The 23,653-nt window shown below is 46.7% G+C and carries 22 protein-coding genes; 9 read left to right on the forward strand and 13 right to left on the reverse strand.

The features are described 5' to 3' along the window. Positions 1-14: 14 nt before the first annotated feature. Positions 15-1,808: a phytase gene (locus BFR57_RS02510; protein WP_071462478.1), complete on the forward strand. Its 1,794-nt coding sequence runs from the start codon at positions 15-17 to the stop codon at positions 1,806-1,808. Here BFR57_RS02510 and BFR57_RS02515 read toward each other — a convergent pair. Genes BFR57_RS02515 through BFR57_RS02525 form a run of 3 tightly spaced genes read right to left on the reverse strand, consistent with a single transcriptional unit; the run spans position 1,805 to position 4,675 of the window. Beyond that, a complete protein-coding gene (locus BFR57_RS02515; RefSeq protein ID WP_071462479.1) occupies positions 1,805-3,676 on the reverse strand; it encodes a GGDEF domain-containing phosphodiesterase in 1,872 nt (623 codons plus the stop codon). The two genes, BFR57_RS02510 and BFR57_RS02515, sit on opposite strands and share 4 nt — an antisense overlap. After that, entirely contained in the window at positions 3,669-4,250 is a 582-nt protein-coding gene (locus tag BFR57_RS02520; RefSeq protein WP_071462480.1) for a heme NO-binding domain-containing protein, read from the reverse strand. Before BFR57_RS02520 ends, BFR57_RS02515 begins: the two co-directional genes overlap by 8 nt. An 8-nt stretch (positions 4,251-4,258) precedes the next feature. Continuing rightward, positions 4,259-4,675: a YqaA family protein gene (locus tag BFR57_RS02525; protein ID WP_071462481.1), complete on the reverse strand. Its 417-nt coding sequence runs from the start codon at positions 4,673-4,675 to the stop codon at positions 4,259-4,261. Positions 4,676-4,781: 106 nt separating this feature from the next. On the opposite strand from BFR57_RS02525, the gene BFR57_RS02530 reads away from it, so the two are divergent. Then, entirely contained in the window at positions 4,782-4,991 is a 210-nt protein-coding gene (locus BFR57_RS02530) for a DUF2892 domain-containing protein (RefSeq protein ID WP_071462482.1), read from the forward strand. 14 nt (positions 4,992-5,005) lie between these two features. Here BFR57_RS02530 and BFR57_RS02535 read toward each other — a convergent pair whose 3' ends face one another. Next, positions 5,006-5,236: a helix-turn-helix transcriptional regulator gene (locus BFR57_RS02535; protein ID WP_071462483.1), complete on the reverse strand. Its 231-nt coding sequence runs from the start codon at positions 5,234-5,236 to the stop codon at positions 5,006-5,008. Between the two features lie 129 nt (positions 5,237-5,365). Further along, positions 5,366-5,836 carry a DUF4199 domain-containing protein gene (locus BFR57_RS02540; protein WP_071462484.1) on the reverse strand — a complete coding sequence of 157 codons (471 nt, stop codon included), beginning with the start codon at positions 5,834-5,836 and terminating at the stop codon, positions 5,366-5,368. 119 nt (positions 5,837-5,955) lie between these two features. Here BFR57_RS02540 and BFR57_RS02545 point away from each other — a divergent pair, with 119 nt between their 5' ends. Next, positions 5,956-6,498, forward strand: a complete 543-nt coding sequence (locus BFR57_RS02545; protein ID WP_083404998.1) for a DUF6436 domain-containing protein — start codon at positions 5,956-5,958, stop codon at positions 6,496-6,498. Here BFR57_RS02545 and BFR57_RS02550 read toward each other — a convergent pair. Then, entirely contained in the window at positions 6,480-7,421 is a 942-nt protein-coding gene (locus BFR57_RS02550; protein ID WP_071462485.1) for a D-2-hydroxyacid dehydrogenase, read from the reverse strand. The two genes, BFR57_RS02545 and BFR57_RS02550, sit on opposite strands and share 19 nt — an antisense overlap. A 171-nt stretch (positions 7,422-7,592) precedes the next feature. On the opposite strand from BFR57_RS02550, the gene BFR57_RS02555 reads away from it, so the two are divergent. Then, positions 7,593-7,829, forward strand: a complete 237-nt coding sequence (locus BFR57_RS02555) for a FeoA family protein (RefSeq protein WP_006955604.1) — start codon at positions 7,593-7,595, stop codon at positions 7,827-7,829. A gap of 30 nt (positions 7,830-7,859) precedes the next feature. Further along, positions 7,860-9,677 carry a ferrous iron transporter B gene (locus tag BFR57_RS02560; protein WP_071462486.1) on the forward strand — a complete coding sequence of 606 codons (1,818 nt, stop codon included), beginning with the start codon at positions 7,860-7,862 and terminating at the stop codon, positions 9,675-9,677. Between the two features lie 5 nt (positions 9,678-9,682). Here BFR57_RS02560 and BFR57_RS02565 read toward each other — a convergent pair whose 3' ends face one another. The 6 genes from BFR57_RS02565 to BFR57_RS12845 are packed head-to-tail and all read right to left on the reverse strand — an operon-like array spanning position 9,683 to position 18,367. After that, positions 9,683-11,515 carry a cellulose synthase subunit BcsC-related outer membrane protein gene (locus BFR57_RS02565; RefSeq protein WP_071462487.1) on the reverse strand — a complete coding sequence of 611 codons (1,833 nt, stop codon included), beginning with the start codon at positions 11,513-11,515 and terminating at the stop codon, positions 9,683-9,685. Beyond that, a complete protein-coding gene (bcsZ, locus tag BFR57_RS02570) occupies positions 11,505-12,665 on the reverse strand; it encodes a cellulose synthase complex periplasmic endoglucanase BcsZ (RefSeq protein ID WP_083404999.1) in 1,161 nt (386 codons plus the stop codon). The genes BFR57_RS02565 and bcsZ overlap by 11 nt, the downstream gene beginning before the upstream one ends. 3 nt (positions 12,666-12,668) lie before the next feature. Further along, complete coding sequence (locus BFR57_RS02575; RefSeq protein ID WP_071462489.1) at positions 12,669-14,903, reverse strand: cellulose biosynthesis cyclic di-GMP-binding regulatory protein BcsB; 2,235 nt, start codon at positions 14,901-14,903, stop codon at positions 12,669-12,671. After that, the gene (bcsA, locus tag BFR57_RS02580) at positions 14,900-17,416 is read right to left on the reverse strand and encodes a UDP-forming cellulose synthase catalytic subunit (RefSeq protein ID WP_083405000.1); all 2,517 of its coding nucleotides are present in this window, start codon (positions 17,414-17,416) and stop codon (positions 14,900-14,902) included. Before bcsA ends, BFR57_RS02575 begins: the two co-directional genes overlap by 4 nt. Further along, positions 17,401-18,150 (reverse strand): cellulose synthase operon protein YhjQ/BcsQ, encoded by a 750-nt coding sequence (locus BFR57_RS02585; RefSeq protein ID WP_071462490.1) that lies wholly within the window; start codon positions 18,148-18,150, stop codon positions 17,401-17,403. Before BFR57_RS02585 ends, bcsA begins: the two co-directional genes overlap by 16 nt. A 1-nt stretch (position 18,151) precedes the next feature. Then, positions 18,152-18,367 (reverse strand): hypothetical protein, encoded by a 216-nt coding sequence (locus BFR57_RS12845; RefSeq protein ID WP_071462491.1) that lies wholly within the window; start codon positions 18,365-18,367, stop codon positions 18,152-18,154. A 125-nt stretch (positions 18,368-18,492) separates the two neighbouring features. Here BFR57_RS12845 and BFR57_RS02595 point away from each other — a divergent pair, with 125 nt between their 5' ends. From BFR57_RS02595 to bcsG, 3 genes are read left to right on the forward strand one after another with little or no spacing between them, the layout of a single operon-like run. Then, positions 18,493-20,052: a BcsE family c-di-GMP-binding protein gene (locus BFR57_RS02595; RefSeq protein WP_071462492.1), complete on the forward strand. Its 1,560-nt coding sequence runs from the start codon at positions 18,493-18,495 to the stop codon at positions 20,050-20,052. After that, positions 20,042-20,239 (forward strand): hypothetical protein, encoded by a 198-nt coding sequence (locus BFR57_RS02600; RefSeq protein ID WP_071462493.1) that lies wholly within the window; start codon positions 20,042-20,044, stop codon positions 20,237-20,239. The genes BFR57_RS02595 and BFR57_RS02600 overlap by 11 nt, the downstream gene beginning before the upstream one ends. Further along, positions 20,232-21,839: a cellulose biosynthesis protein BcsG gene (gene bcsG / locus BFR57_RS02605; protein WP_071462494.1), complete on the forward strand. Its 1,608-nt coding sequence runs from the start codon at positions 20,232-20,234 to the stop codon at positions 21,837-21,839. The genes BFR57_RS02600 and bcsG overlap by 8 nt, the downstream gene beginning before the upstream one ends. Positions 21,840-22,060: 221 nt before the next feature. Here the strand turns inward: bcsG and BFR57_RS02610 are convergent, their stop codons facing one another. After that, positions 22,061-23,053 (reverse strand): catalase family peroxidase, encoded by a 993-nt coding sequence (locus BFR57_RS02610; protein WP_071462495.1) that lies wholly within the window; start codon positions 23,051-23,053, stop codon positions 22,061-22,063. Positions 23,054-23,218: 165 nt separating this feature from the next. On the opposite strand from BFR57_RS02610, the gene BFR57_RS02615 reads away from it, so the two are divergent. Continuing rightward, the gene (locus BFR57_RS02615; RefSeq protein ID WP_071462496.1) at positions 23,219-23,647 is read left to right on the forward strand and encodes a MarR family winged helix-turn-helix transcriptional regulator; all 429 of its coding nucleotides are present in this window, start codon (positions 23,219-23,221) and stop codon (positions 23,645-23,647) included. The last annotated feature ends 6 nt before the right edge of the window (positions 23,648-23,653 follow it).

Below are 23,653 nucleotides of genomic sequence, written 5' to 3' on the forward strand. Positions count from 1 at the left end.
GAGAGAGATTAAAAATGAATTTATTTAAAGTAGCAGTACTCAGTGCATCCATGTTATTGGCTTTTCACACTGCCAGCGCAAAAGCTGATGAACGACACCGTGAGATTTTGCCCGACAATTCAGTTTTGAAAGTGACCAGTGAGGGCATTACTCGCGGCGAGCAACAACTGATTGCAGGCGATTTTTATCATCTGAAACATTATGCGCTAGGTGAGCGTGAGTCGATATTGGCAGCGATGGAAGGCAATACCCAAGAGCTGTTTGTATGGCGTTATCATCAGGGGCGCCTATTGCCTTTGTATAAAGGTGAGATCGAAACGCGTGTGGTCGAAGATTTGTGCTTTTATGACAGCGCCGAGAACAGTCAGTTATCGCTGTTCTTGATTGGTGGCCGCGGTGGCGCTGAACAACGCTTGCTAAGACAAGACGAAACCTACTTGAAAGAGCCGGTTACGATTCGTGATTTAAATGTGCCTTACGATTCAACTGCCTGTGCGGTCGACTCGCAGCGTGAAACGCTTTACGTGGCAGAGTCTGATCAGGCAATTTGGGCTTATAACGCTGAACCCGAAGCAGAGGAGAAACGTCATCTAAAGGCGGTGCGCGCACCTTATGGCCAGATTCAAGGTGAGATAAAAGCGCTTAAAGTCTTACAAGATGGCCGCTTACTGGCGTTAGAAGAAACGCCTGCGCGCTTACTTAAGATTTCGACTCAAGACGATACGCTGGGCGAAACCGAGGCAGAGCTCGTTTCTACCACGCTCGAGTACCACGATATTTCGCTGTTGCCCGGTGACCGAGTGTTGTTAACACGGGAATCAGGCACTGATGCGATCGAGGTTGAGGTAGCGCAAGGTGATGCCAAACGGCATGCCCCAATGAAACCCATTGCGCAAGTGGCAGCAACACTTGAAACCGAACCTTCACCGCGTCGCGGCGACGCCATTGATGACCCAGCCATTTGGGTATCACCCTCTGCAGCTGAGGAAAGTCTCATCTTAGCAACCGATAAACGGACTGGACTCTACGTTTATTCAATGAACGGTGAAATAGTGCAGCACTTAGCTGTCGGCCGTTTGAATAATGTGGATGTCAGAGGCAACGTGGCGGTCGCCTCGTTGCGTGACAACAATAGTCTTCAGTTCTTCGATATTAGTCAAGCTGGCGAAGTCAGCGTGGCGCAACAGGTGAGTACTGATCTGGACGAAATATACGGCCTGTGCATGGGTTATCAAGAGCGCACCGATAGACTGTCAGTTTATGTGAATGGCAAGTCAGGTCGAATTTTACAGTTTTGGGTCAAAGGTGCAGATAGCGTGGAGCAGGTTCGCGAGATGTCTGTTCCCTCGCAACCTGAGGGGTGTGTAGTAGACGATAAAACGCAACGGCTGTTTGTGGGGGAAGAAGATGTCGGCATCTGGCTGTTTGATGCGGCCGTTAATAGCGCTGAACAGGGCGAGTTAATAATCAAGGCGGCTGATATCCCCGAAATTGTGCCTGACATCGAAGGCTTGGCGCTCGCGCAATACGATGACGAGATGCTGCTGTTTGTGTCGAGTCAGGGCAGTGATAGCTATGTGGTTTTCGATGCTGAAGCACCTTACGCGTTGCGTCATCACTTCCGAATTCGAACGAATGTTGATTTAGAAATCGACGGCGCGTCTGAAACGGATGGACTTGAAGTCACTACAAGGTCTCTTGGGAAAGGGTTTGAACGGGGCGCGTTCGTTGTTCAAGATGGGCGTAATCGGATGCCAGAAGCGGGACAAAATTTAAAGTTAGTCCCACTGCAGGCCATACTCGATTAGTTGTGATGTTGTGATACTTGTGCGATAGCCTGCTCCGCCGGCATTGGGCGAGCAAGTAAAAAGCCTTGAATCGCCATATCGCCGATACTGTTGAGGAAATTGAGCTCTTCGATTTCCTCAACGCCTTCTGCGACGACGGACAGTTTTAGCTGGGTCGCTAATTCATAGACTGTTTTAATAATCGCTGCTTTTTGCTCATTTTCATGTAATTTAGCGACAAAACTCCGATCAATTTTGAGTGTGTCGATGGATAAACTGCGTAAATAGCTCAATGATGAGTACCCAGTACCAAAGTCATCCAAGGCAATTCTTACACCATTTTGGCGGAGTTTATCGAGTTGTAGGGCTGCACTTTTAAAACTCTCGACCAGCGTTGATTCGGTTACTTCGAGTTTTAATCGTTGGGGGTCGACACCGGCGCCCTCAAGTTTAGCCAATACATTATCGGCGAAGTAGGAGTCTTCGAGCTGTATTGCCGATACGTTGACGGCGATATAGAACGGGTGATCGTGCAGTGCGTTATGCTGCCATGTTTGAATGGTCTCGATGGTACGATCTAAGATTGCATATCCCAGTTCTCGCATCAGCCCAGAGTCTTCAGCGATGGGAATAAATTCCCCTGGCGATACAATGCCGAGCTCGGGGTGCCGGAACCGCGCGAGTGCTTCAAAGCCGATAAGCTGTTTGGTTTTTCCGGCATAAATCGCTTGATAATCCGGTGCGAGTGCATTCTGCATTAAGCTGCGGCGCAGCTCCTGCTCGACTCGAATACGACGACTGTCCTGTGTGATATGGGCCTCGGTGAAAATGCATGTTTGCCCTAACTGACGCGCGCGGCGCAATGCCGACCACGCATAGTTGATAAGCTGTTGCGACTGCTCGACTTTCAGCATTGAGGACACGACCGCACCGACGGCCACTTCAAAGCGCGTGTCGTCTTTAAACGTGTTGTGAGTATTGGCACAGTTGTCACGTATTTGCTGGCATACGTCCTCAATGGTTAATCCGCTATGGGTCAACTCTGACTCAAAGCCAATGACAGCAAAGGTTATGGCGCTGAGCTTACTCGCTACCAGGTGTATACCATCGACATGGTTCAGTCGTTCTTGAATCACAGGATACAAAAGAGCATTACTGGCATGCTCGCTTGCATTGAGGATCGCGTCGATATTTTCAACCGTTACATAAATCAAAAACAGTGGTTGTTGCTCATCAAGCGCATCCTCGACACGTTCACGTAAGTAGCGCTCATTGGGCATGCCAGACTCTTGGTCAAAGATACGCATAGCGGATATATCTGTCTGTGTTCCGGCGACGATTGAACATTGCTGTTCATTATCTTTCTGACAAACGCCGCGGCACAGCATCCACCGATATCCGTGGCGCGTGGTTTTGACGCGATATTCGACATTGAGATGTTCAGATTCGCCTTTGCGTAAGCCACGAATAGCATTGCTGAAGCGCTCGCGATCCGCAGGATGAATTTGTTGATACCAAAACTCAGGCGATTGGGTATTAGCGTCGTGGGGGAGTTCAAGCATTGAGTACCAACGACCTGATAGTGTCAGTTCATCGCTTGCAATGTCCCAAATCCACACACCATCATTTGAGCCCGCTAAAATAAGATCAAGTAACGAAGTACGTTCTTTCACTTTGTCTTCGAGTTGCTCATTAAGTGACTGCATATCAGTCAGTGAGCGGCGTACGTTCTCCAATAGAAAGTTGACGAGTAACGCAAGTTTTTGACCTTCAGTATCTTGTGTATCAACGCTTACGTGAATATCGAAGTTGTTATCGATGGTGTCGCATAACTGGTCCGCTATTTGAGTAATAACTTGGCGTAACGATGGATGATGAGTATCAGCCATGAACCACCTCCTGACGTTTATTCGGCCAGGTTATTATGAACTCACAATGCACTGCGCCCTTATGCATGCAACAGGGCTCGTCGAATTCAATCTCATCGCCATACAGCGAGGCGACTTCAAATGCCAGGGCTTGATATAGACGACAGAGACCATTAGGCGATCGGTAAATCACTCTGACTTTACCGGGCTCGATTGGGGAGGCAGAAAATTTGTCATTAACATGTTGTCGTTCTTCTTGCTGCTTTAACCCCGAAGCCATAACAGCATGAATGCGTGCTTGTCTGAGTAGGAAACCTTCGGAATCGTCTGCGATTTCGAAAAACCGTGGAAATAAAGCCTGCGCTTTTTTTAGAAAAGCAGATGCGTAAAGGGTATAGACTTCGTTTTCGGTAAAGCCTGTCTCTTCAACAGACGCGGCAATTAATCGAAGACATTCGTCATCGCTGTAGTTTTTATCAATACGGTAATTTATTGATGGGTCGACGTGGGCTGTCTTTAAAACACGTTGCTTAAGTTCATCGCCACCTTTTTCTTCGAGTAACTCGAGCAGTACTTGCTGAATGATACCTATCATATTTATCCCTAAACGCTGGTGGCCACTACGGCATAACGAGCCACTTTTCCCACAGACACTAACAGCAAAAATAAACTAAAATTAACCCTAGATAAACCGGCAAAAAGCGTTAATGGATCACCAATAATCGGTAACCAGGAAAAAAGTAAGGTCCAACGCCCGAATTTCAGAAAGATCGCTTCAGCCCTTATCAGATTTGCTTTATAGACTTTTAAGCGAGTCTGCATAAAGCCTCGGTGGAGTAGGTAACCGATCACGTAATTGACAACTGAGCCCAGGACATTCCCGATCGAAGCAACGGCAACCGTCGTCACCACTGGCCAACCGTTTTTGATTAACCCAATAAGCACTAACTCGGACCCCATTGGAAATAAGGTAGCGGCTATGAGGGAAGAGAAAAATAGAGATACGTAGCCTGCGAGCATTAGAGCGCACTTTGGAACTAAAAATTAATGCTACTGATTTTACTTGTAAACTGGTGCAATTGATATTATATATAAAAACATAATGTAATTTTTTAGAGGTATTACCATGAGTGTTGAAAAAGCGGTTACGGCATTTGCTGGCATCATGATTCTTTTGTCTGTGGCACTAACGGTATGGGTCCATCCAGGATTCGTGTGGTTGACGGTATTTGTCGGGGCTAATTTATTACAGCAATCGTTTACCGGGTTCTGTCCTGCCGCGATCTTTTTTAACCGCGTACTAGGATTAAAAACCGAGCGCGAACTGGCAAAATAGAATCGTAAGGGTGTTTAATAGCCACCCTCGATAAGCCATTTTTCTGAGGTGCGCAGCTCTATCGAGATTTGCGTTAGTAGTTTGCGCGAAGGCGGGCGGCTGCCGGACTCAATTTGGGTATATTCAGGTTCGCTTACTCCCAGATTCTTAGCGAGCTGTGTCAATGGAAGCATCAGCGTCTTGCGGCGTTGTTTAACGCGACGTGCAAAATCTTTAGCGATGAAATTTGACTTAATTGATGACATCTTTACCTCTACTGCAATACAACTGAGCTATGGTTACGCGCCTGAGTCCTAAAGGATCAACAGGCGCATTACGATGGCAAAACTATTTGTCAGAGATAAGACGCTTTTTTGAAGGTTTAGTTGCGTGTGTTACTGGTCTTTTGAGCGTAAAAAGAAAGCGACAATCGCACTGGTAATTAGCCCCAAACCAATGGCTCCAATAATTGCCTGAAAAATATACGCAGTGAGGGTAAAGTACTCTTGCGCTCGCATATGACTCATCATGCCAGATGTCACGGCGTGATGACGCATATTGTCAAAGAACTCAGGTGATATAGTGGTATGAAATATGAGTTGCACCAAGGGCGCTAAAATAGCCACCACGAGTGTAAGCTTAACGCCGCTAATAAAACCGGTCAGCCAAGTCATTTTTTGCTCGGGTAAACTCTGTTTTTTATCGCGTAGCGCGAGAACGTAAATGGCGATAGCGATAATTGCGAAGATATTTGTTAGGAAGAAATGGTACTCGATATTTTGATGGTGCAAGCCAGTGAGTCGCTCAACCGTCAACCAGAGCAGCATTGCGATACTAAAAATAATACCCCATTTGAGCTCTTTCATAACTCAGTCCTTTGTTAATTTTTTGTGAAACACATCAATACTATAAGCCATTAATTGGCTTCGTGATAACTATAAATTATGCCAAAATAGAGTGGCTTTTTATCGTTGGATCTATCGGTTTGAATAAAACACGGATTAAACTTATTGCCATAGCCGTCAGCGCACTGGTGCTGATCATCGCGCTGAGTAGTTATTTGCTGTATCAGCCGTTAATGTGGTTCGATCAATCTGGGCAGTTGCAGGCACAAGTCGCGCAGGGACAAGTCGGCGAACGCCTCGGTCAGTGGCTTCGTCAGAAGGGTTATAAAACAGACTCACGCGTTTTTCATGTGAGGGATACCCACTGTATGTGTAATTGGCGAACAGAAGCCCACAAGCAAGTCGTTAAGCGTAAAGTGAACGACAGTAATGGCACCAATGTCGAACTTTTGCTCAACGAGTTGCCGATGCTTAGGCACTTTTTGCCCGCAACGCCCGCCGTGATTATTTTCGATGCCAACAGTGAGTTAGTTTACTTAGGACCCTACGCAGACGGTGCGTTTTGTAATACCGAAAGCAGCTTTATTGAACCGCTTATAAAGCGCGTTGGAGCGGCGGCTGCACCGCTCGACTCTGGTTGGGTGAATACTGTTGCTCGCGGATGTTATTGCCCATCGTCCTGAAGAAACTGACGCAAGTTACTGGCACTGATATTGATAATTGCTTGGCGTGCTTCGGGTGCTAACCACGCGGAGTGAGGCGTGACGATTAAGTTAAGTGGTTCGTTCATCGCATCGAGTAGGGGATTGCCGTTGCGAGGTGGTTCTTCCGATAGTACGTCGACTGCTAATCCCGCGATGACACCGTTTCTTAAAGCCTCAACCGCATCGTGTTCATTAACGATCCCACCCCGAGCGGCGTTCACGATGAGTAGTTCCGGTTTGCAGTGCGCTAAATTGTTACTGTTTAATAGGTCTTTCGTATCATCGGTTAATGGGCAATGAAATGAAATGACGTCTGCTTCGGGTAATAAACTATCGAGGCTGGGGCGTGGGTCGTTTTTTTTGCCGGGTCGAGCCGCTATCGATACTTTCATGCCAAAGGCTTTTGCTAAGGATTCCACGGCTTGCCCCAACTCACCATGACCGACTATAACCAAGTGTTTGCCGGCTAACTGAACCACCGGAAAGTCATTTAAACAGAAACGAGATGCAGTTTGCCACGCACCTGTGGCAACGAGCTGATGATACCGTTGTGCTTGCGTCGCAAGATTAAGTATTAGAGTGAGTGTGTGTTGAGCCACACTCGCAGTTCCGTAAGCTTCAACATTAGCAACCTTAATGCCGCGTGCTCTAGCTGTGTCGTGATCGACATTGTTGGTGCCCGTAGCGAGAATGCCTATCCATTTGAGTTGAGTCGCAGAGCGTAGCGTTTCGTTATCAAGCACAACTTTATTGCTGAATACGATATCGGCATCTTGGATACGTTCCACCACTTGCTCAGCTTTGGTTTCACTGAATACTTGCCAGTCATCCAATTGTGCTGCGATGGGTTGCCAATCGACATCATTGCCTAAGCTGGCAGCGTCGAGTACGACTCCTCTCATTTTATACTCCAGTTAGTTAGCTTGCTAAGTTGTACGTTTGGCTTTACGACTCGCCTAATAAGCCCTGCCAGACTGCGTTTTACCACATTAGATAGGAACTTGCTTTGGATCAAGCAATCTATTGAAGATAATCTTAATATTTATGATAATAGTTCTCATTCGGGAGGGCGTATGAAAACACTTTGGGAATTAAAGGCTAAGCAAGCTGCTGTCGTTGAGACAATTAACTCGCAGCTCACGGGACCGGTTATCAGCCGGTTGCAAGAAATGGGGTTCAGTGAGGGGCAGCAAGTCGTGTGCGTACGCCGCTCGCCCTTTAAAGGTCCTTTGGTGGTGCAAGTCGGTGATTGTGTTTACTCACTCGAACAAGCGGTTGCTGAAAAAATTAATCTTGCCTTGGCCAGTTAAGCCTATCATTTAAAACAACTTGGGTCGTATATGGAACGCATTGTCTTAGTGGGGAAACCCAACTGTGGTAAGAGCTTGTTGTTCAACCAATTAACCGGCTTACGACAAAAAGTCGCTAATTTCCCCGGTGTCACCGTCGAACTTAAGACGGGTCAGTTTGATCAGTTTGAAGTGGTTGACTTTCCCGGTACTTACTCACTGCATAGCCTATCAAAAGACGAAGAAATCGCTGTCGAAAAGTTAAACCTCGCTGTAGACGATGATGATACTCGACTCGTCGTATGTGTGTTAGACGCGGCGCGACTTGAGCGTAGTTTAGTCTTTGCACTTCAAGTTCAAGCTTTGGCACGTAAAAATAATAAAGCCGTTGTTTTTGTGCTGAATATGATCGATGAAGTTGAGCGTTATGGTTTGGATATTGATATCAAAGCGTTGCAAAAGGAACTTGGCGCACCGGTCTATGCGCTTTCGGCAAAGACGCTAAAGGGCGTTGCCGCGTTTAAGGAGGCGTTACCGGGCTTGGCTAAACAAGCACAAGCACCGACTGAGCTAAACATTCAGCTTGGCGAGCAAAGAAAATTTATCGAACGCGCGCGTGCGATTAACGCGGAGTATGGTATTCGCTCCGATGTGGTGCTAAAAAATCAGAACCGTATTGACACCTTTCTGCTGAATAATGTGCTGGGTGGTATTGCCTTCCTAGCGATTATGTTTTTCTTGTTTCAGAGTATTTTTACTTGGGCGCAGCCACTCATGGATGGTACCGAGGCGGCAATAGGTTGGATCGCCAATACATTAACCGGAATGATAGGGCCAGGTATTGTTTCTGACTTTTTAAATGATGCTATATTCGGTGGCGTCGGTGCGTTTTTAGTGTTTGTTCCTCAAATCATGGTTTTGACGCTCATTATTGGTGTATTAGAGGATAGCGGCTATTTGGCGCGAGCCGCGCTCATATGCCATAAGCCATTGAGTTTATTTGGTTTGTCTGGGCGTAGCTTTATCCCCTATTTATCGGGGCATGCGTGTGCTATCCCTGCAATTATGGCGGCGCGTACCATTGAGTCGCCGCGCAAACGCCTGATTACGATGCTCACCATTCCTCTGATGTCGTGCTCAGCGCGATTGCCAGTGTATGCCTTACTTATAGCCGTGCTTATTCCAAAAGATGCAACGTTTTTAGGCGTGTTTGACCTGCAGGGTGCTGCCTTTTTTGGGCTGTATTTCTTCGGGATTCTGATGGCACTCGTCGTGAGTACCTTGATGAACGTGTTTACGCGCAAAAGCAAAGAACTCAAAGACATGCCGTTTATATTGGAACTGCCTTCGTATCGCTTACCGCATTGGAAACCCTTGTTTCAGCGTGTATTAAATAGTGGTGTGCAATTCATTAAGCGTGCGGCGCCAGTCATTTTTGTTATTTCCTTATGCTTATGGACGTTGGGCTATTTTCCTCAAGGGGCAGGTCTAGAAAACTCATTATTGGGTAAAATTGGTCATTTTATTGAGCCTATATTTGAACCTCTGGGTTTAGATTGGCGCTATGGCGTTGCCATGATCATGTCGTTTTTAGCGCGTGAGGTATTTGTCGGTGCGCTGGGTACGATGTTTGGTATGTCGGGCGCCGAGAAAAACATCGCCGGTTTAGCGGCGCAGATACAGGCCGATGGATTAACGTTAGGTGCCGGTATTGGCTTGCTGCTATTTTATGTTGTTGCGTTGCAATGTGTTGCAACGGTCGCGATGTTACGTGCTGAAACGGGTAAAAGTCGAATCGCATGGGGGTTATATGCAGGCTACGGCATTTTAGCTTATCTCATTGCTGTAATCGCAGCCCACATTTTTTAATGAAATTAAAAGTCAACGTAACGCGATGGTGGGTTCGGCGGTCTGAATGCGTTCCCATCACCGTTGAAATGATAGCGAAAATACAGTTGGTAATTGTTAGGCGTATAGAATTCTGAGCGCTCTATTTGTGCGTTTAAACCCACACTCCAGTGGTTAGTTATCCGATACTCAAAGGCAGCGCGAAAGCTACGACCGAATCCACCACCATCTGGATTGCCTGTATGTATAGGGTTTCCGGCTTGCTGTTGAAGCAGATTAGATATTGGGTAAAACTCAGCATCATCTAAACGACTGGTGGATTGACCGAAAGAGGCGCGTAAAATATATGAGAAACGATCGATTCGACCATAAAATTCAATCGGTAAACTCAGCGAAGCGTAGTGCGCTGGGCTATAGTAACCACCGTGGCCAAAAGTGGTCTCACCGCGATTTTTATCGAATCCCCAACTTAGGGCAGTAAGCCCTGAGGTAAATGCAAAGGCTTCCGTATCAATGATGCGAAAATAAGCACCGGTATAGGCATACCACTGTTTATTACTATCAACATTGCGCCCACCGTAATGGTTGACTCCAAAATTAGACCACCATCCCATAAAACCGCCTTGATCCCAATTGAGGCTGCCTCCTAACCCCTGGCGCACAACGGGTCCCCAATGACGCGAAGAAAATGGATCTTGCTGGCCTGAAAAGGTTAAAATAGATGTCGTTTCGATCCGACGCTCTATACCTAAACTCCAACCGAATTCGCCGAGGTCACCGCTGTATTCTAGCCCCCCTAAAAGCTCAGTTTTATCAAAACCAATGGGGCTCAAGCCTATGTCTGCGTGCCATGTATCGCTATCAAAGGCGATGCCGATAGAGGCACCGTTTTCCTTTAAATTAGGCAATACACCTTGATTACATGCGGCTGTTTGGCATAACAACCCCGTACCAAAACGGTCTTTTTGGAAGGTGTTGGTTAAATCAAATTCGCCAGCTTCGGTGACAAAGCCATCCACTTTGAAGGTCCAAATACCGGCATCTGTGGGCCTGCGGTATTCCAGCAACAGCGTATCGCTTGCAAATGACGTGTTGCCATCGACCGAGTCGCGCTCATTGCGTAGAAAACCGACGGTTAAATAGGGGCCTTGGTTTTTTAGTTCCGAATTCACTGTGTTACTTGAGTCGGTTGCCACAGAAGCAACGGGCGCGATACTCAGTGTGGTGGCGCTTCGTGCGACAGTGCCGCTATCACTCACGATAGGAGAATAGGTCACCGTGCGGGTGAGGCGAGCTTTTGGCGTTGTTTCCACTTCGTTAGCACGGCTGGATTCAGGCTCAACCTCAACGACGACGGGCTCCTCAACCGTTTGTTGAGCTAACCGTTCTAGTTCGCGCCAATCTGAACGATAGGGCTCGAGCCGCGGCTCTTGTTGGTAAACCTGCTGATAGAGTGTCCGCGCAATATCGGTTTTACCTGTCAGCATATTGAGCCTTGCCTGGGCGATGAGCGATTGATAAGGCGGCTGTGCCAACCGAATCCGCTCCCGACTACGTTGCGCTGCGTCACCATTGGGTTGCGACTTCTGCAATTCATCTAGGAGTTGTTGGGCACGTGCTAAATCGTTGCTTGCTAAAGCATCAATGAGTCTAAATTCGATAGCACGCGGGTGATTGGGCGCTGTGCGTTGTAACTGCTCAATGAGTCGATCTCGGTGATAGTTTCTGCCCGCTGCTTCAGCTTGCTCTATGCGTTCGATTAATAGGTCGATTGCGTCTGACGTTTGTGCCAATACGGGTAGAGATGCTGTTTGAAAACCCGTAACAAGCAGTAAGTTGAGTAACACGTTAATTCGCATAGCAAGCCTTGTTCATATCGCCAGAAGCCCAAAATAGATTGAGGGTGCCATCGGCATTCACTGTAAAACACTGCTGGTAAGCAAGTCCAAATAAAATGAGTACGTGATCATAGTAATGCTCAGCGTAGTCTGTCACTGGCGTGGTCTCGACCCGTTGTAACGCGTGACGGTAGGCGAGTGGGGCTGTTTTCTTAAAATAGGGGATAAGCAGTGCTGAGAACCCGATATTAGCCTCGCCACTAGCATCTCCGGTTAACCAATCCAGGATTTCTGGTGGTTGAGAGCGCGACTGACTTTCGTGAGCCATAGTGAGGTAATGTTCTAACAAACGCTGCTTAGGATCGAGGGCAAACCAATAATAACTGCGTATAGCATCGTAACTACCCTCAGCCTCTTCAGCGTTGAGCACTTCGCCGTTGTCGGACACGGTCAACCAATCGGCTACGACGCCGCTCGGATTATGCTTAAGCATAAATCTCTGCTGTGCTTGCGCGAGCGCGAGCCAGCGCGCATCGTTACTCAAACGATACAGGCCATCTAGAACAAAAAGCGGCGCATAACTCGGGTTAAACGTAATGCGATCGGCTTTGTTAAATCCGATAGGCGCGGGTAACAGAAGCAAGTCGCCATTTCTAAACGTGACCGTTTGTTGCATTAGGTGTTGCGTGAGTGCCTCTGCTGTCGCTCGATAAGCTGGCTTTTGCCAGACATCCGCTGCATGATAAAGCGCGTAAATTAGCAGAATGTCGACGTCGGTCGCCGAGTTGGTATCGAGCACTTCCCAACTGTCTGTCGGGGCGTTGTAGCCCCATTGCCATGCGGGTAATTGTTTACTGAGGTCACCGTCAGCAAGGTTGTTTTCGAGCCATGCTAATAGTTTTTCAAAATGCTCTGGTTGGTTTGCAAATAAACTAAAAAGTAGGCTGTAGACTTGCCCTTCGGATGTTGTGATTAAGGCGTCGCTGCTACGATCAATGACTCTAAACTGGGCGTCAATGAGTTGCTCATTAAAGCGCTGCCAGTGATAACTGAATTGCAGTGTTTGCGGTTTGGGTTGCCACATTTCAGTCTCTTGTTGGGTCGGCCTGTCACAACCACTCAGGATGGTTGTGACAATCAAACACATTGGTAGCAGCCAAAGTGCACGCATAGATTATAACTCCCGCTTACGTTTGGCACTGCTTCTTAGCCAGCGGTATAGACCCAAAGCGACTACTAGCACGGCAAATAACACCACCAAGACTAAAATAAACGGGTGCTGAGCAGTGTGGTATTTAACCTGGTTCCAAAAGCTTAAGTCACCAATAAAATACTGCTGAGTCGCAGCATAGTTGGTAATACCTGCAACAGAAACCAAGCTTAAAAAGCCATGGAATTGGATACTATCGCTGGGCGAGAGCAAGCGTTCCTTGAGCATATTGAGATGCTCGTTGGATGTGGCAGTTTGCATCACTACTGACGCTGCCGGATTTAACGGTGACTGAAAGGCAACCAAAGCCGCTAATGGCCCACTATTCTGCAGTACTGCGTTTGGGTTAGCGAACAATTGCGACTGACCCGCAAGTTTGTGTCCCAGCAATTGAGCCGTTAAGTTTTTATCGCCAAATCGCGCTAACCATTGTTGTGTCGCGCTTTGACCCAGTACCAATATGTCCTCGCTAGCGTTGTTTGGTACTTGTTCAACGTGAGTGACGCTCAGGTTGTAAACGGGATAACCAGTTGATGCGCTCATTTTAGCTATATTGGCGAAAAATAATGAGAGCAGGTCAAGACTCGGCTTTTCGTCTAGCACAATCAACGTATTTGAAAGATCATCGTACCGTGAGAAAGGATAGCCTGCCTTCGCGAACAACTGTAAGTCGGGCAGTTGCGCGTAGTGATCAAAACCGACAAGATCAATGGTGCTTGAGCCATCAATCGCTCCGACCGATGAGTTCGCAGATTGTAGGCTGCAACCCGCACCGATTTGGCTGAATTTAAAATTAAACTGTAATTGGTTCACTACGCCAAGTTTAAACGCGGGTAACTCTAAGTTATTACCACTGAGTATTGGCGTATCGATGATAGGCACGCGTAACTCACCGACGCCACTGGCAACGCCTGACTCATCGAGTTTGAACGATTTTACAAACTCGTTGTTTATGGATACCAACAAGCGACTATCATCGTTTGAAACTGGGGCGGTGTAGCGGTATTCAAGATCCAAAGGTACGCCAGATTTCTGCCATATAAATAGGTCTGGTGGGAGTCGCAGTGGGACAGAAATTGGCGGCGCCTTCACACCTTGACGCTGCAACTCGCTCACATCATTCACCAGTTCAGAAAATTTAACTTCGCGCTCAGTTGAGATCCAATTAGGTGCAGCGTAGGGAGCGCGCGGCTCCGCATCAAACTGATTGAATGTGGCATAAGCGCCACTGAGTGAACCTGCTGCAGCGGCTAACGCCTGTGCAGCATCAATTAAACCTGCATCATCTGGCGCCATCACTGCTAGCACTTTAAGCTGAGGATACAGCGGATGGTCAAGTAACTCGACCCGCGGCTGGGTAATCTCTGGCAATGGCTTAAATACTGCCGGGCGTTGTGCATTGGTCATAAATACTACGGCATGTTGGCGACCCCAAGCGGTAAGCAGTTGATCATTGAGATCACGTTTTTGCTGATAAATATGGGGTTTAATATCTAATAGTCGCCATTGAGTTTCACTGGCAAAGTAACTCGCTAAGATACCAGCACCTGTTAACAACTCGGTGCTTTGTTGCTCAGGCAAAAAGAACGGAATATTGACGTTTGAAAAATCGGAACGATAGAAAAATGGCTCAGGGAAATAAGCCAGTTCATTAGCGACTGGAAGCTGCAAGTAGTTGACGTTTAACTGACTGCCAGAGAGAATTTCGAACCAAGTACTCGCGCTTGGTGCTCGACATTGTTCATTGACGCTTTGTGCGACAAGTTCAAAAGTTATGCGATTATAGTCGGTAAACAACGGCGCTGGTAGATCAACCCGGATTGTTTGAGTTGTGTCGGCGTCATCAGCGTTAAGCGAAATAGTTTTGATGGTTTCAGAGTTGAGCAGGATATTAACTTGGCTGATATCTGCAAGTATTGCTGGTGAATAGCGATAATTAAGCGTCAAGGTTGCGCTATTGACCAAGCGATCTGCACGGCTACCCAAGCCCAACTCGATACTTGGCGTAAAACCATCTAAGCGCAACTGTTGCAGGGACGTGAGTGCGTCGACCGGATATTGGGTGCGATAAGTCAGCACGTTTGAGCCATCATTGAGTTCGCGATTCGGCGCGTTTTCTTGCGCCTGAATAGAAGCTGAACCGAGTGAGCATGCAATGATGCTTGCAATAACAAATACCACTAACTGACGCGTGTTCATGATTTTCTCGCCTTACCTGGGTAAATAGGCAAAAACGTGGAGAGCTTTTGCCAAATCCAATTTAAATGTTTAAAAAATGGTAATAGATACGGAGCTATTTGCGCCGCAATTCGTTGGTATCCTGTGAGACCATAACCGACCACTTCGCGCAGGCTCGCGAGCGGTTGTTCGTCCTGTTGCGGCCGCCAACCGAGCCATGCATCAAGACGTCCAAAAGTAGCCATTACAAAAGCTTGTTCCTCTTCTGCATTGGCAAATTTTAGCTCTACACCCGCCACATCGTCCCTGCAGGAAATCACCTCAGCGCGCAAAGCACGGCGCGATGTGGCTTGTTGAATATTTAAATATATGGATTGTCCGGGTCGAAGTAATTGACGGCTCGGCAAAGTGATCCCCACGCCTTGGGCGGAAAAGTCGACCATGCGTGCGCTGAAACTATGCTCCGACTCAGTGATGACATGTATTGGAATATCAACCGCAACACGGTGGGCGGAGCGTTGTTGCTTTGCCTCCTCGGCAACCGCTACGGCGCCCCCTAAAATGATTAGATTGTAGGTGAGCCAGACCATATTAATAATAACCGTGAGTTGTTGATCGTCTTCAATGGTGAAAAATTTGTAAACACCAAAAATGAATCCAAGTAACGAGATTAAAACTAACACAATATAAGGTGTAGAAATCTGCCAGTTAAAATAGTTTTTATCGACTCGCTGGCCTTTTGAGGTCACGTTAAATTTACCTTTATGAGGCGCAAACAGTGCGACAGTTGTCGGTTTAAGTATGTACCAAGCCAACACAGTCTCGTACATTTCCGCCCAAAATGAGTGTCGATACTGACCTTGCTTTCGCGAGTTGGTTAAATTTGCGTGAATGATGTGCGGTAATGCATACACTGCAATCATGACTGCAGGTGCGTAAACGATATAGCTGCCTAATAATAGGAAGGCGAGCGGCGCAGTTAGAAATATTAAGCGCGGCCCACCGTTCAAAAAATAGAGCATTGCATTGCTATAGCATAACCGCTGTGCCCAGTTTAAACCTTTGCCTAATAACGGATTATCAAGTCTAAAAATTTGTGCCATACCACGAGCCCACCGCATCCGTTGACCGATATGATCAGCAAGACTTTCTGTCGCTAAGCCGGCAGCAAGAGGGATGTTCAAGTAAGCGGTTTGATACCCTCGACGATGCATTTTCAGCGCTGTATGGGCGTCTTCGGTAACGGTTTCAACAGCAATTCCACCAACCTCCTCGAGTGGTTGACGCTTTAGTACGGCACATGAGCCACAAAAAAACGAAGCATTCCACATGTCATTCCCGTCTTGAATTAATCCGTAAAAAAGCTCGCCTTCGTTTGGACGGTTACGGAAAATTGATAAATTACGCTCAAAAGGATCGGGCGAGAAAAAGTGATGAGGGGTTTGCACCAGCGCCAGTTTAGGGTCTTTAAAAAACCAGCCCATGGTCATTTGCAGAAACCCGCGGGTGGGCACGTGGTCGCAATCAAAAATGGCAATGTAATCGCCACTTGTTTTGGTCAGCGCATGATTTAGATTGCCTGCTTTGGCGTGAACACCATTAGGTCGCACGATGTAACCCACACCCAACTGCTCACAGAACTGCTTATATTCGCTGCGTCGGCCATCATCAAGTAAATAGACATTGAGCTTGTCGGCAGGCCACTCGATCGCCTGTGCTGCCATAATGGTGGGTTTTACGACAGCAAGTGGCTCATTATACGTTGGAATATAGATATCAACCGTCGGCCATTCATCAAGGTTGTCAGGTAATTGCGCAATTTTCCGCTTTAATGGCCAGACTGTTTGCATGTAGCCAAATAGCAAGATGACCCACGCGTATACTTCTGCGCTTAATAAAATGAACCCAAGCGTGCCATCAAGCGGATGACTCCAGTTAATGGTCTCTGTAATACGCCAATAAATATAGCGAGTACTCACAAAGAAAGAGAGTAACATCATGACGATCATCGGGAACTGACCCGCTTGCTTGCGAACCCATAAAGCGATACCCCAAAAAATAAGTAGCAGAAGGCCTTGTTGTGCCGCATCCATAGGCAGGGTAAGTACAAACGCTAAAATCGCTAAACCCATAGCGAGCAATCCGATATTCGCACGTCGCTCGCTACGAACCAAAGGTCTTAAGGGTGTTGCAGCAATAGTCAGTATGCGATTAACGCTACCACTGAAATAACCAAACCACTGAGTACGCCGTTTAACCTGAGACGGTGAAGGACGCGCCGATGACTCGGGTGGTTGATAAATAAATGCTAGCCAACCCACTTGTATCAACCAGCGGATAGGGTCGAGCAACTGGAGGCGTTGCTGACCAAGTTGCGGCATCCAGTACGCGATACCATGATCGTTTAAGTGCACATCTTTAGGGCGATTAATAAAGATGAGGTCTAACGCTAAAACTGTAAACAGCCGGATACTAGCGAGACGGCTTTTAGACTGTCGAGCTTCGCGCCACTGATTAGCTATGCGGGCGAACATTTTTTGACTACCCAATTGGCCAACTCGACAAAGTCAGCGTTAGCGCTTGCTGCGATGCTGTACTCATAACAGCTTTGCTGTGTCGCAAGCGCTTCAGTGATATGTTGATCACGCATGATACCGACGGGCGATAGCACTTCATCAGCGAGTTCATGGTTGATGATATTGCTTATATCTCGGTTAAGTTCGAGTTGTGGAGCGACGCCATTTTCTTGAAACACAAACGCATTTGGCACCTCACTATGGAGGTTTTGTTTATTGATAAATTGTTGCATGCGAGGATACACGCGAGGCTCTGCTTGCCATACACTCAAATGCAAATCGACATATGGAATCAATGCTTGGTATAAACGCGCGCAATGGCTAGGTAAATTGATAATCAACCAATCATCATTGCCCGCTTTTAACCAACTGAGCCATTGCTGAGGGTCACTTTCAATTTGAGTAGTAAGTTCATCATACTTATCGCTAACTTCACCTAGCGGTAGAAAGGTCGCTCCGAAATCACTGCGAAAAGCAAACTCACGGCTATCAGGGGCTTTACCAAGATAGCCGAGCGCCCAGCCACCAGACTGTGCGAGTGGCATACCATACCAAAGCCGTAAATCATTATGGGAGCACGCATCAACTGTGCTGAGTTTGGTGCCTTGTCTAAGCAGAGCATTGCTTAGATTGGCAGCAATGGTAGTTGCTCCAGCGCCGGAGAACACGCTTTGGACAGTGATGATAGCCAATTTATTTAGCGCCTCGTGAGTGGTGTTTACCGTATTCGTTACATAACGACTTGAGATCGGAGGCGAATAAGCGCCAATATGTACGAGCGCGTTGCACGCGAACGGGCACATTCAGTTCCAAAAACTGCTCTTGCTGCCAGCCCGCAACGTGTTTCTCGAAGCTTTGCGCCTCTTTTGTTGATTGGGATAAGTTATTGCGCCAAAGTTTATTTGTCATATGTTTAAGTTACAAATATTTTAACGTAATTTATATTGTAATAATTATGATATAAAATTAATATTCACACAACATGATTTTAGTTGTTCATTTTTTAGGTAACCTGTTAAAGGATTATATGACTCGTGAGCATTAAACTGGGTCGACTTATCGGTGACGAGAGTGTGTTACCTCCACTCCAGCTTGGAGAGGTGCATGCTTGCTTGAGTGATAGCCGAAATTGGTTATTGAGTGTTGTTAAGGAATTGAGCAAAGCTAACGCTACTCAGGTTTTTCTATCGCGTGACACCCACCGTCTGTTAAAGCAAGTCGATGCTAATGCGCCGTTGACCGCCTATGCTGGTGTGGCTGAGTGGAAATATCGCTCGAAAATGAAACAGTCAGATTTATTTAATCTGCTCGATAAAATGAGACAGCATGCAGACTGTATCGTGTTTATTTCACAGTTTTCTGATCCCCTTATTGCTCACCTATTAAATGACCGTGAAACACTGTTGCTACTAGCACGCTGGGCGCTTAACCGTAACAAGCTTGTTTGGGTTGCTTATTTAGGTGATGAAACGACGCCGTTGGGAAGAAGTTGGCTAAGAGCACACCGCATGAGCTTTACCTCCATGCATCTCATGGAGGAAGGAAGACCATTCTCAGTATGGACTATCATGCATTGGTTTGTCGGTGATGACTTATTGCAAGAGGAGATAACCCTTCAGCGTCTTTCTGAGGAACAAGGTGGCGGTTATCTAAAAGTGACTCCGTTTGAGTCTGAGGGCAAGCCGACATTTAAACGCCTCGCTGGATCGATGGTTTATGCCGTTAACGACGCCATTAAACCGACTGAAATCGCACCGAACCATTGGCAACTATTACCCCACACTGCACGGCTAGAGGATGCATTTAAACAGGGTAGTAACGATATACTGATCATTCATGACTCGTTGACGGCATCGCGTAAGCAGCTTATCGAATTGGTCTATCGTATCCGGAGTAGTGTCGGTCCCTTCCTCAAAATTATTATTAGAGAAGTCGACTACAGAATTCGTCATCACGATGAACGGATTTTAGTCAATGCCGGTGCGACCTATGTAGCCCCTAAACCTCTCTCGTTAGATGAGATTGATAGTATTATTGACTGTCTAAATATGTGGCAGTTTGAAGGTAATTTACCGGAACTGGCGACCTTACAACAGTTATTTGTGCCTTCCGAAGTAGAGGGCTATCTTGCGCCACCTCAGTTTAGTCAGCAAGTACGCAGAATGACTGAGTTAGCGAATTACCAAAAAGTGGACATTCAGTTAATTGTCGGTGTGGTAGCAACAGGCATTAAAGCCGACGCCATTTTGTCGCGTTTCGCGGTAAGACGGCAAGGCGATGTTTGTACTGCCGTGGGTAACACGGTGTATATATTTCTTTTTGCATGTGAGAAGTCAGAGGTCGACCGTACGTTACTTCAGTTGTTAGGCTTTTCCTCACGTAACTTATTTAGTCGCGAAGCGCGCTTTGATTCCACTTTCGCCATCAAGGAGGCGCTAGATGAATTGGTCGTCATTGCTGATGCACAGGGTTGGCAACCGCCAGAGTTAGTATCATCGTCCGCTGATAGCGAACAAAATGATAGTCAATTTGAGTACTTCCACCCGCTACCGGCTCCAGTCGCTCGTGTGAGAGGAGACTCCAATGATGCCTGAGCATGTTACCGAAGTTTATGTTGGTTTGAGCTTTGTACTTGGCGTGTTAGTGGGCTGGCTGACTCTGGCGCTTTGGCGCTGGCTTGGGAAGCGTCTGGCAAGCATGACTGTGAAATTTGGTTTTGTTCGTGTTGTGAGCAAGCCACGGCGGCAAAAGTCGTTAAAAGGAACTGGACGTCATGGATAACCATCAGTACCAATTATTTCGTGAACAATGGCTAAGTAGTGCATTGTTTAGTTTCCGTAGTCCGGGTCGATGGTCTTTTGTATTTTTGTTGAAAGCAGTTTTATGCTGGCTTTCGCTTATGTCGTTTTCAATGGTTTATAACCTTGCGGTATTCACCCTAATTGTTGTGCCGATTAAAGCGCAATGGCTATCGCGGTTACGAGATATTTTAATATGGCCATTGATGGTCGCGCTATTCTACTACGACAGTCATTTACCTCCTTTTGAATCCTTGCTAAACAACTTGGAGCAGCTCGCGCAATTTAGTCTAGGTTATTGGCTAGAGCTGGCTGAACGTTACATCTCAATGGCGATGATCGCCTGGTTAGTTGTGGCATGGATTGCATTTCTTTATTTTAAAAATATTTTTAGAATGGGGAGTCTTGCGTTACTTGCGATTATTTTTACCGGTGTTTATTCGCAAGTCTCAGAGCCTTCTGGTCCCACAGTTGCCTTAAAACCTATTGCAGAAAAAAGCCAAACTGGAACGCGTGTCGAAAGCCCCGAGATGTTTATCAATGATTTTTATCAAAGGCAAGGTGAGTGGCTAGTTAATGCGCCCAAGATAAATGGAGAAGTGAGCGGTGCTTTCGATATTTTACTCGTCAATATATGCTCCATCTCGTGGGAAGATATAAAAGCTGTCGGACTCGAGAATCATTCGGTTTTCTCTAAGTTTGATATTATTTTAGATAACTACAACTCAGTATCATCCTACTCAGGTCCATCGGCACTGCGCATACTGCAGGCAAGCTGTGGTCAAAAGCCACACCAAAAGATATATCAACCTAGTCGACAATGTTTGCTGGCTGATGATCTAACAAGACTTGGTTTTAAATCTGAACTGTTTATGAACCATGATGGCGAGTTCGATAACTTTAAGTCGTCATTGTTGAATAGCGGTGGAATAAAAACTGACAAAGATATTCAACGTTCGCTTTCGCCGACTATGGTCGCGTTTGATGGGGCTGCTATTTTTGATGACAAGCAAGTCATTGATGGCTGGCTCGCGCAAAGAGAGCAAGGTCAAGCACGTTTCGGCTTCTACAATTCTCTGACCTTGCATGACGGCAACCGGAAACTTAATTCAAATCAAACAAGCTTACAAAGCTATAAAGAGCGAGCATTATTGATGTTCGAACAAATAGCTGCGCTCATTGATCAGGCTGAGCGACAAGAGCGTAAGCTGCTACTTATCGTGGTTCCTGAACATGGCGCAGGTTTGAAAGGCGATGGTGTTCAACTGGCTGGCTTGCGCGAGATTCCGACTTATTCGCTGACCCATGTTCCCGTAATGCTTAAACTCATTGGCGCTGAATATTCAAATTCGAAGCCTATACGTGTTGAGAAACAAACCAATCAAAATGCGATTTCATCTCTCATTATGAATGTTTTGGCGCAACAACCTTTCTCAGGCGGTGAATACCAGCCTCAAGCATTGGTAAACAGCATTCCCGAAACCGAGTGGGTGAGTGAGAATAAAGATATCCGTTTTATGCTGTGGCAGGATAAGCACGTATTAAAACTCAAAGGACAAAACTGGGTCGAGATTCGTGATTAACTCTCTCGACGATTCAGTTTTTCTAGCGTTTCAGACAGTTCAGTGAGCAAATGGTGATTATTTGAAACAACTCCATCTATCTCGTTAGCTGACTGACCCGAGTCGCCTGTGCATGCAGCCCTCCATGAGGCTCACATGCCTATGAGTTATTATCGAACACTTTGTTAAAAAGTTAAGAGATTAAACACTCAATATTTCGAATGTTTAATCTCTAAAAAAGTTTACTGTCCTTGCAAACGTTTGCCATAAGAAATCGCATAGGCGGGCGAGCGTATTTGAAGCACCGGATCTTGACTGGTAGAGATACCGTCAGTGACCTGATTCGGGTCAAAATTGATCGGTGTACATGATCCTCCACCGGACTCGGTTATTTTCAGTGTACCGACATTGATGGTTTCTCTATCTTTTGGCCAAACTTGTGACGGGTCATTGATTGGATCACCCTTTTCAGCAAGTTGCCAGTGCCATTCGTATTCGACCGGTCCGTCCTTGAGGCGCTCACTCAGTCGCTTGGCAAGGAAAGACTTGGGTAAATTTTTCTGCTCTTGCTCTGTAAGTAGCGTTTCGCCTGCCTTAGGCACTAATGTCCATCGAAATGCCTGCAATTCGCCGTTAGTCAACGTGGTATAGAATGTGTGAATACCAAAATAGTTAGCCGATGTGTATTCTGCTGCCGGTTGATGCGACTGTAACCATTCCCCCTGACGTGCGGCTTCTGGATTAGCTTCAAGATAAGCTTTGCGGTCAGCGCCAGTGGCTTCACCCTGAGCAATGGCGTAATTGATACGCAAAAGGCCAAGAAACTGTTCTGGGTTTTTACCCGCAAACATAGGCGTGGTTAATCCGGCAATCTTGTGTTGCCTGTTATTGGCTAAATCAAACATCACTGCCATCCCGCGAGGGGCGTTCGCTGCCTCATTGGCATTTGGATTACCACCACCCATTGAAAAGCGTAAAGTAATCGGTGCTTTATCGCTAAATAAGGCTGTATCAAAGCGCGCTTGTGCGGTTGCGGAGGGTTCAAATGAGCCAAGTGCACAAACACCTTTGGCGTGACCTTTACGTACGCCAGGATGTTCGCCACTCAGTTGTTTGAATACCTCTATAAAGTCATTCGCACTAGCCGATTGAGGTGCTTGGGTAGGCGGCTGTTGTGCGGTGGCACTGAATGATAAAAGTGACACTAAGGCAATGAAAGTCGTTGTGGTTTGCATAGTTTACTCCCAATAAATACCGAGTTTTATTACGCGTATGGACGCAATACGGATTGCGCCATGTTTAGAAGAGTTGCCAATGAGTTAAGACTTATTAAACTCATTTAGTTTAGAAAAATAGTAAGCTAACTTATAATAACCTTAGTTACTAATTGGGGAGGCGTTATGGAACACCCTGACAGAGAGTTGATGTTCTTGCTTGCGGACGTGGCACGCATGGCTAAATGGGACTTCGATGCGCGCGCTAAATCACTCGGTTTAACGCGCGCTCAATGGTCTATTTTGGCACGTCTCGTTCGCTGCCAAGGAATTCAACAGTCGCGTTTAGCTGAGCTACTTGAGCTCAAAGCGATTACTGTTGCACGCCATATCGACCGACTTGAGCAGGGCGGGTGGGTTGAACGCAAAGCCGACCCAGACGATCGTCGTGTATGGCGACTGTTCTTAACCGAGCAAGCAGAGCCGGTGTTGAGCCAACTGCGAGAGCTCGGCGCGCAAACGCGCGCGAAAACTTTGGCGGGGATCTCTGAATCGACCCGTCATGAAATTCTTAACGCACTGAAATCCATGAAACACAATTTAACCGAAAGCTAAAGGACG

The sequence above is a fragment of the Idiomarina sp. MD25a genome (assembly GCF_001870515.1).
Lineage (GTDB): Bacteria > Pseudomonadota > Gammaproteobacteria > Enterobacterales > Alteromonadaceae > Idiomarina.

Excerpts from the sequence above, each read along its gene's own strand:
- bcsA (WP_083405000.1), bottom strand. The coding sequence starts at position 17,416 with ATGTTCGCCCGCATAGCTAATCAGTGGCGCGAAGCTCGACAGTCTAAA.
- BFR57_RS02565 (WP_071462487.1), bottom strand. The coding sequence starts at position 11,515 with ATGCGAATTAACGTGTTACTCAACTTACTGCTTGTTACGGGTTTTCAA.
- BFR57_RS02615 (WP_071462496.1), top strand. The coding sequence starts at position 23,219 with ATGGAACACCCTGACAGAGAGTTGATGTTCTTGCTTGCGGACGTGGCA.
- BFR57_RS02515 (WP_071462479.1), bottom strand. The coding sequence starts at position 3,676 with ATGGCTGATACTCATCATCCATCGTTACGCCAAGTTATTACTCAAATA.
- BFR57_RS12845 (WP_071462491.1), bottom strand. The coding sequence starts at position 18,367 with ATGACAAATAAACTTTGGCGCAATAACTTATCCCAATCAACAAAAGAG.
- BFR57_RS02610 (WP_071462495.1), bottom strand. The coding sequence starts at position 23,053 with ATGCAAACCACAACGACTTTCATTGCCTTAGTGTCACTTTTATCATTC.
- BFR57_RS02525 (WP_071462481.1), bottom strand. The coding sequence starts at position 4,675 with ATGCTCGCAGGCTACGTATCTCTATTTTTCTCTTCCCTCATAGCCGCT.
- BFR57_RS02535 (WP_071462483.1), bottom strand. The coding sequence starts at position 5,236 with ATGTCATCAATTAAGTCAAATTTCATCGCTAAAGATTTTGCACGTCGC.
- bcsZ (WP_083404999.1), bottom strand. The coding sequence starts at position 12,665 with ATGCGTGCACTTTGGCTGCTACCAATGTGTTTGATTGTCACAACCATC.
- BFR57_RS02560 (WP_071462486.1), top strand. The coding sequence starts at position 7,860 with ATGGAACGCATTGTCTTAGTGGGGAAACCCAACTGTGGTAAGAGCTTG.
- BFR57_RS02530 (WP_071462482.1), top strand. The coding sequence starts at position 4,782 with ATGAGTGTTGAAAAAGCGGTTACGGCATTTGCTGGCATCATGATTCTT.
- BFR57_RS02600 (WP_071462493.1), top strand. The coding sequence starts at position 20,042 with ATGATGCCTGAGCATGTTACCGAAGTTTATGTTGGTTTGAGCTTTGTA.
- bcsG (WP_071462494.1), top strand. The coding sequence starts at position 20,232 with ATGGATAACCATCAGTACCAATTATTTCGTGAACAATGGCTAAGTAGT.
- BFR57_RS02510 (WP_071462478.1), top strand. The coding sequence starts at position 15 with ATGAATTTATTTAAAGTAGCAGTACTCAGTGCATCCATGTTATTGGCT.
- BFR57_RS02550 (WP_071462485.1), bottom strand. The coding sequence starts at position 7,421 with ATGAGAGGAGTCGTACTCGACGCTGCCAGCTTAGGCAATGATGTCGAT.
- BFR57_RS02575 (WP_071462489.1), bottom strand. The coding sequence starts at position 14,903 with ATGAACACGCGTCAGTTAGTGGTATTTGTTATTGCAAGCATCATTGCA.
- BFR57_RS02555 (WP_006955604.1), top strand. The coding sequence starts at position 7,593 with ATGAAAACACTTTGGGAATTAAAGGCTAAGCAAGCTGCTGTCGTTGAG.
- BFR57_RS02520 (WP_071462480.1), bottom strand. The coding sequence starts at position 4,250 with ATGATAGGTATCATTCAGCAAGTACTGCTCGAGTTACTCGAAGAAAAA.
- BFR57_RS02540 (WP_071462484.1), bottom strand. The coding sequence starts at position 5,836 with ATGAAAGAGCTCAAATGGGGTATTATTTTTAGTATCGCAATGCTGCTC.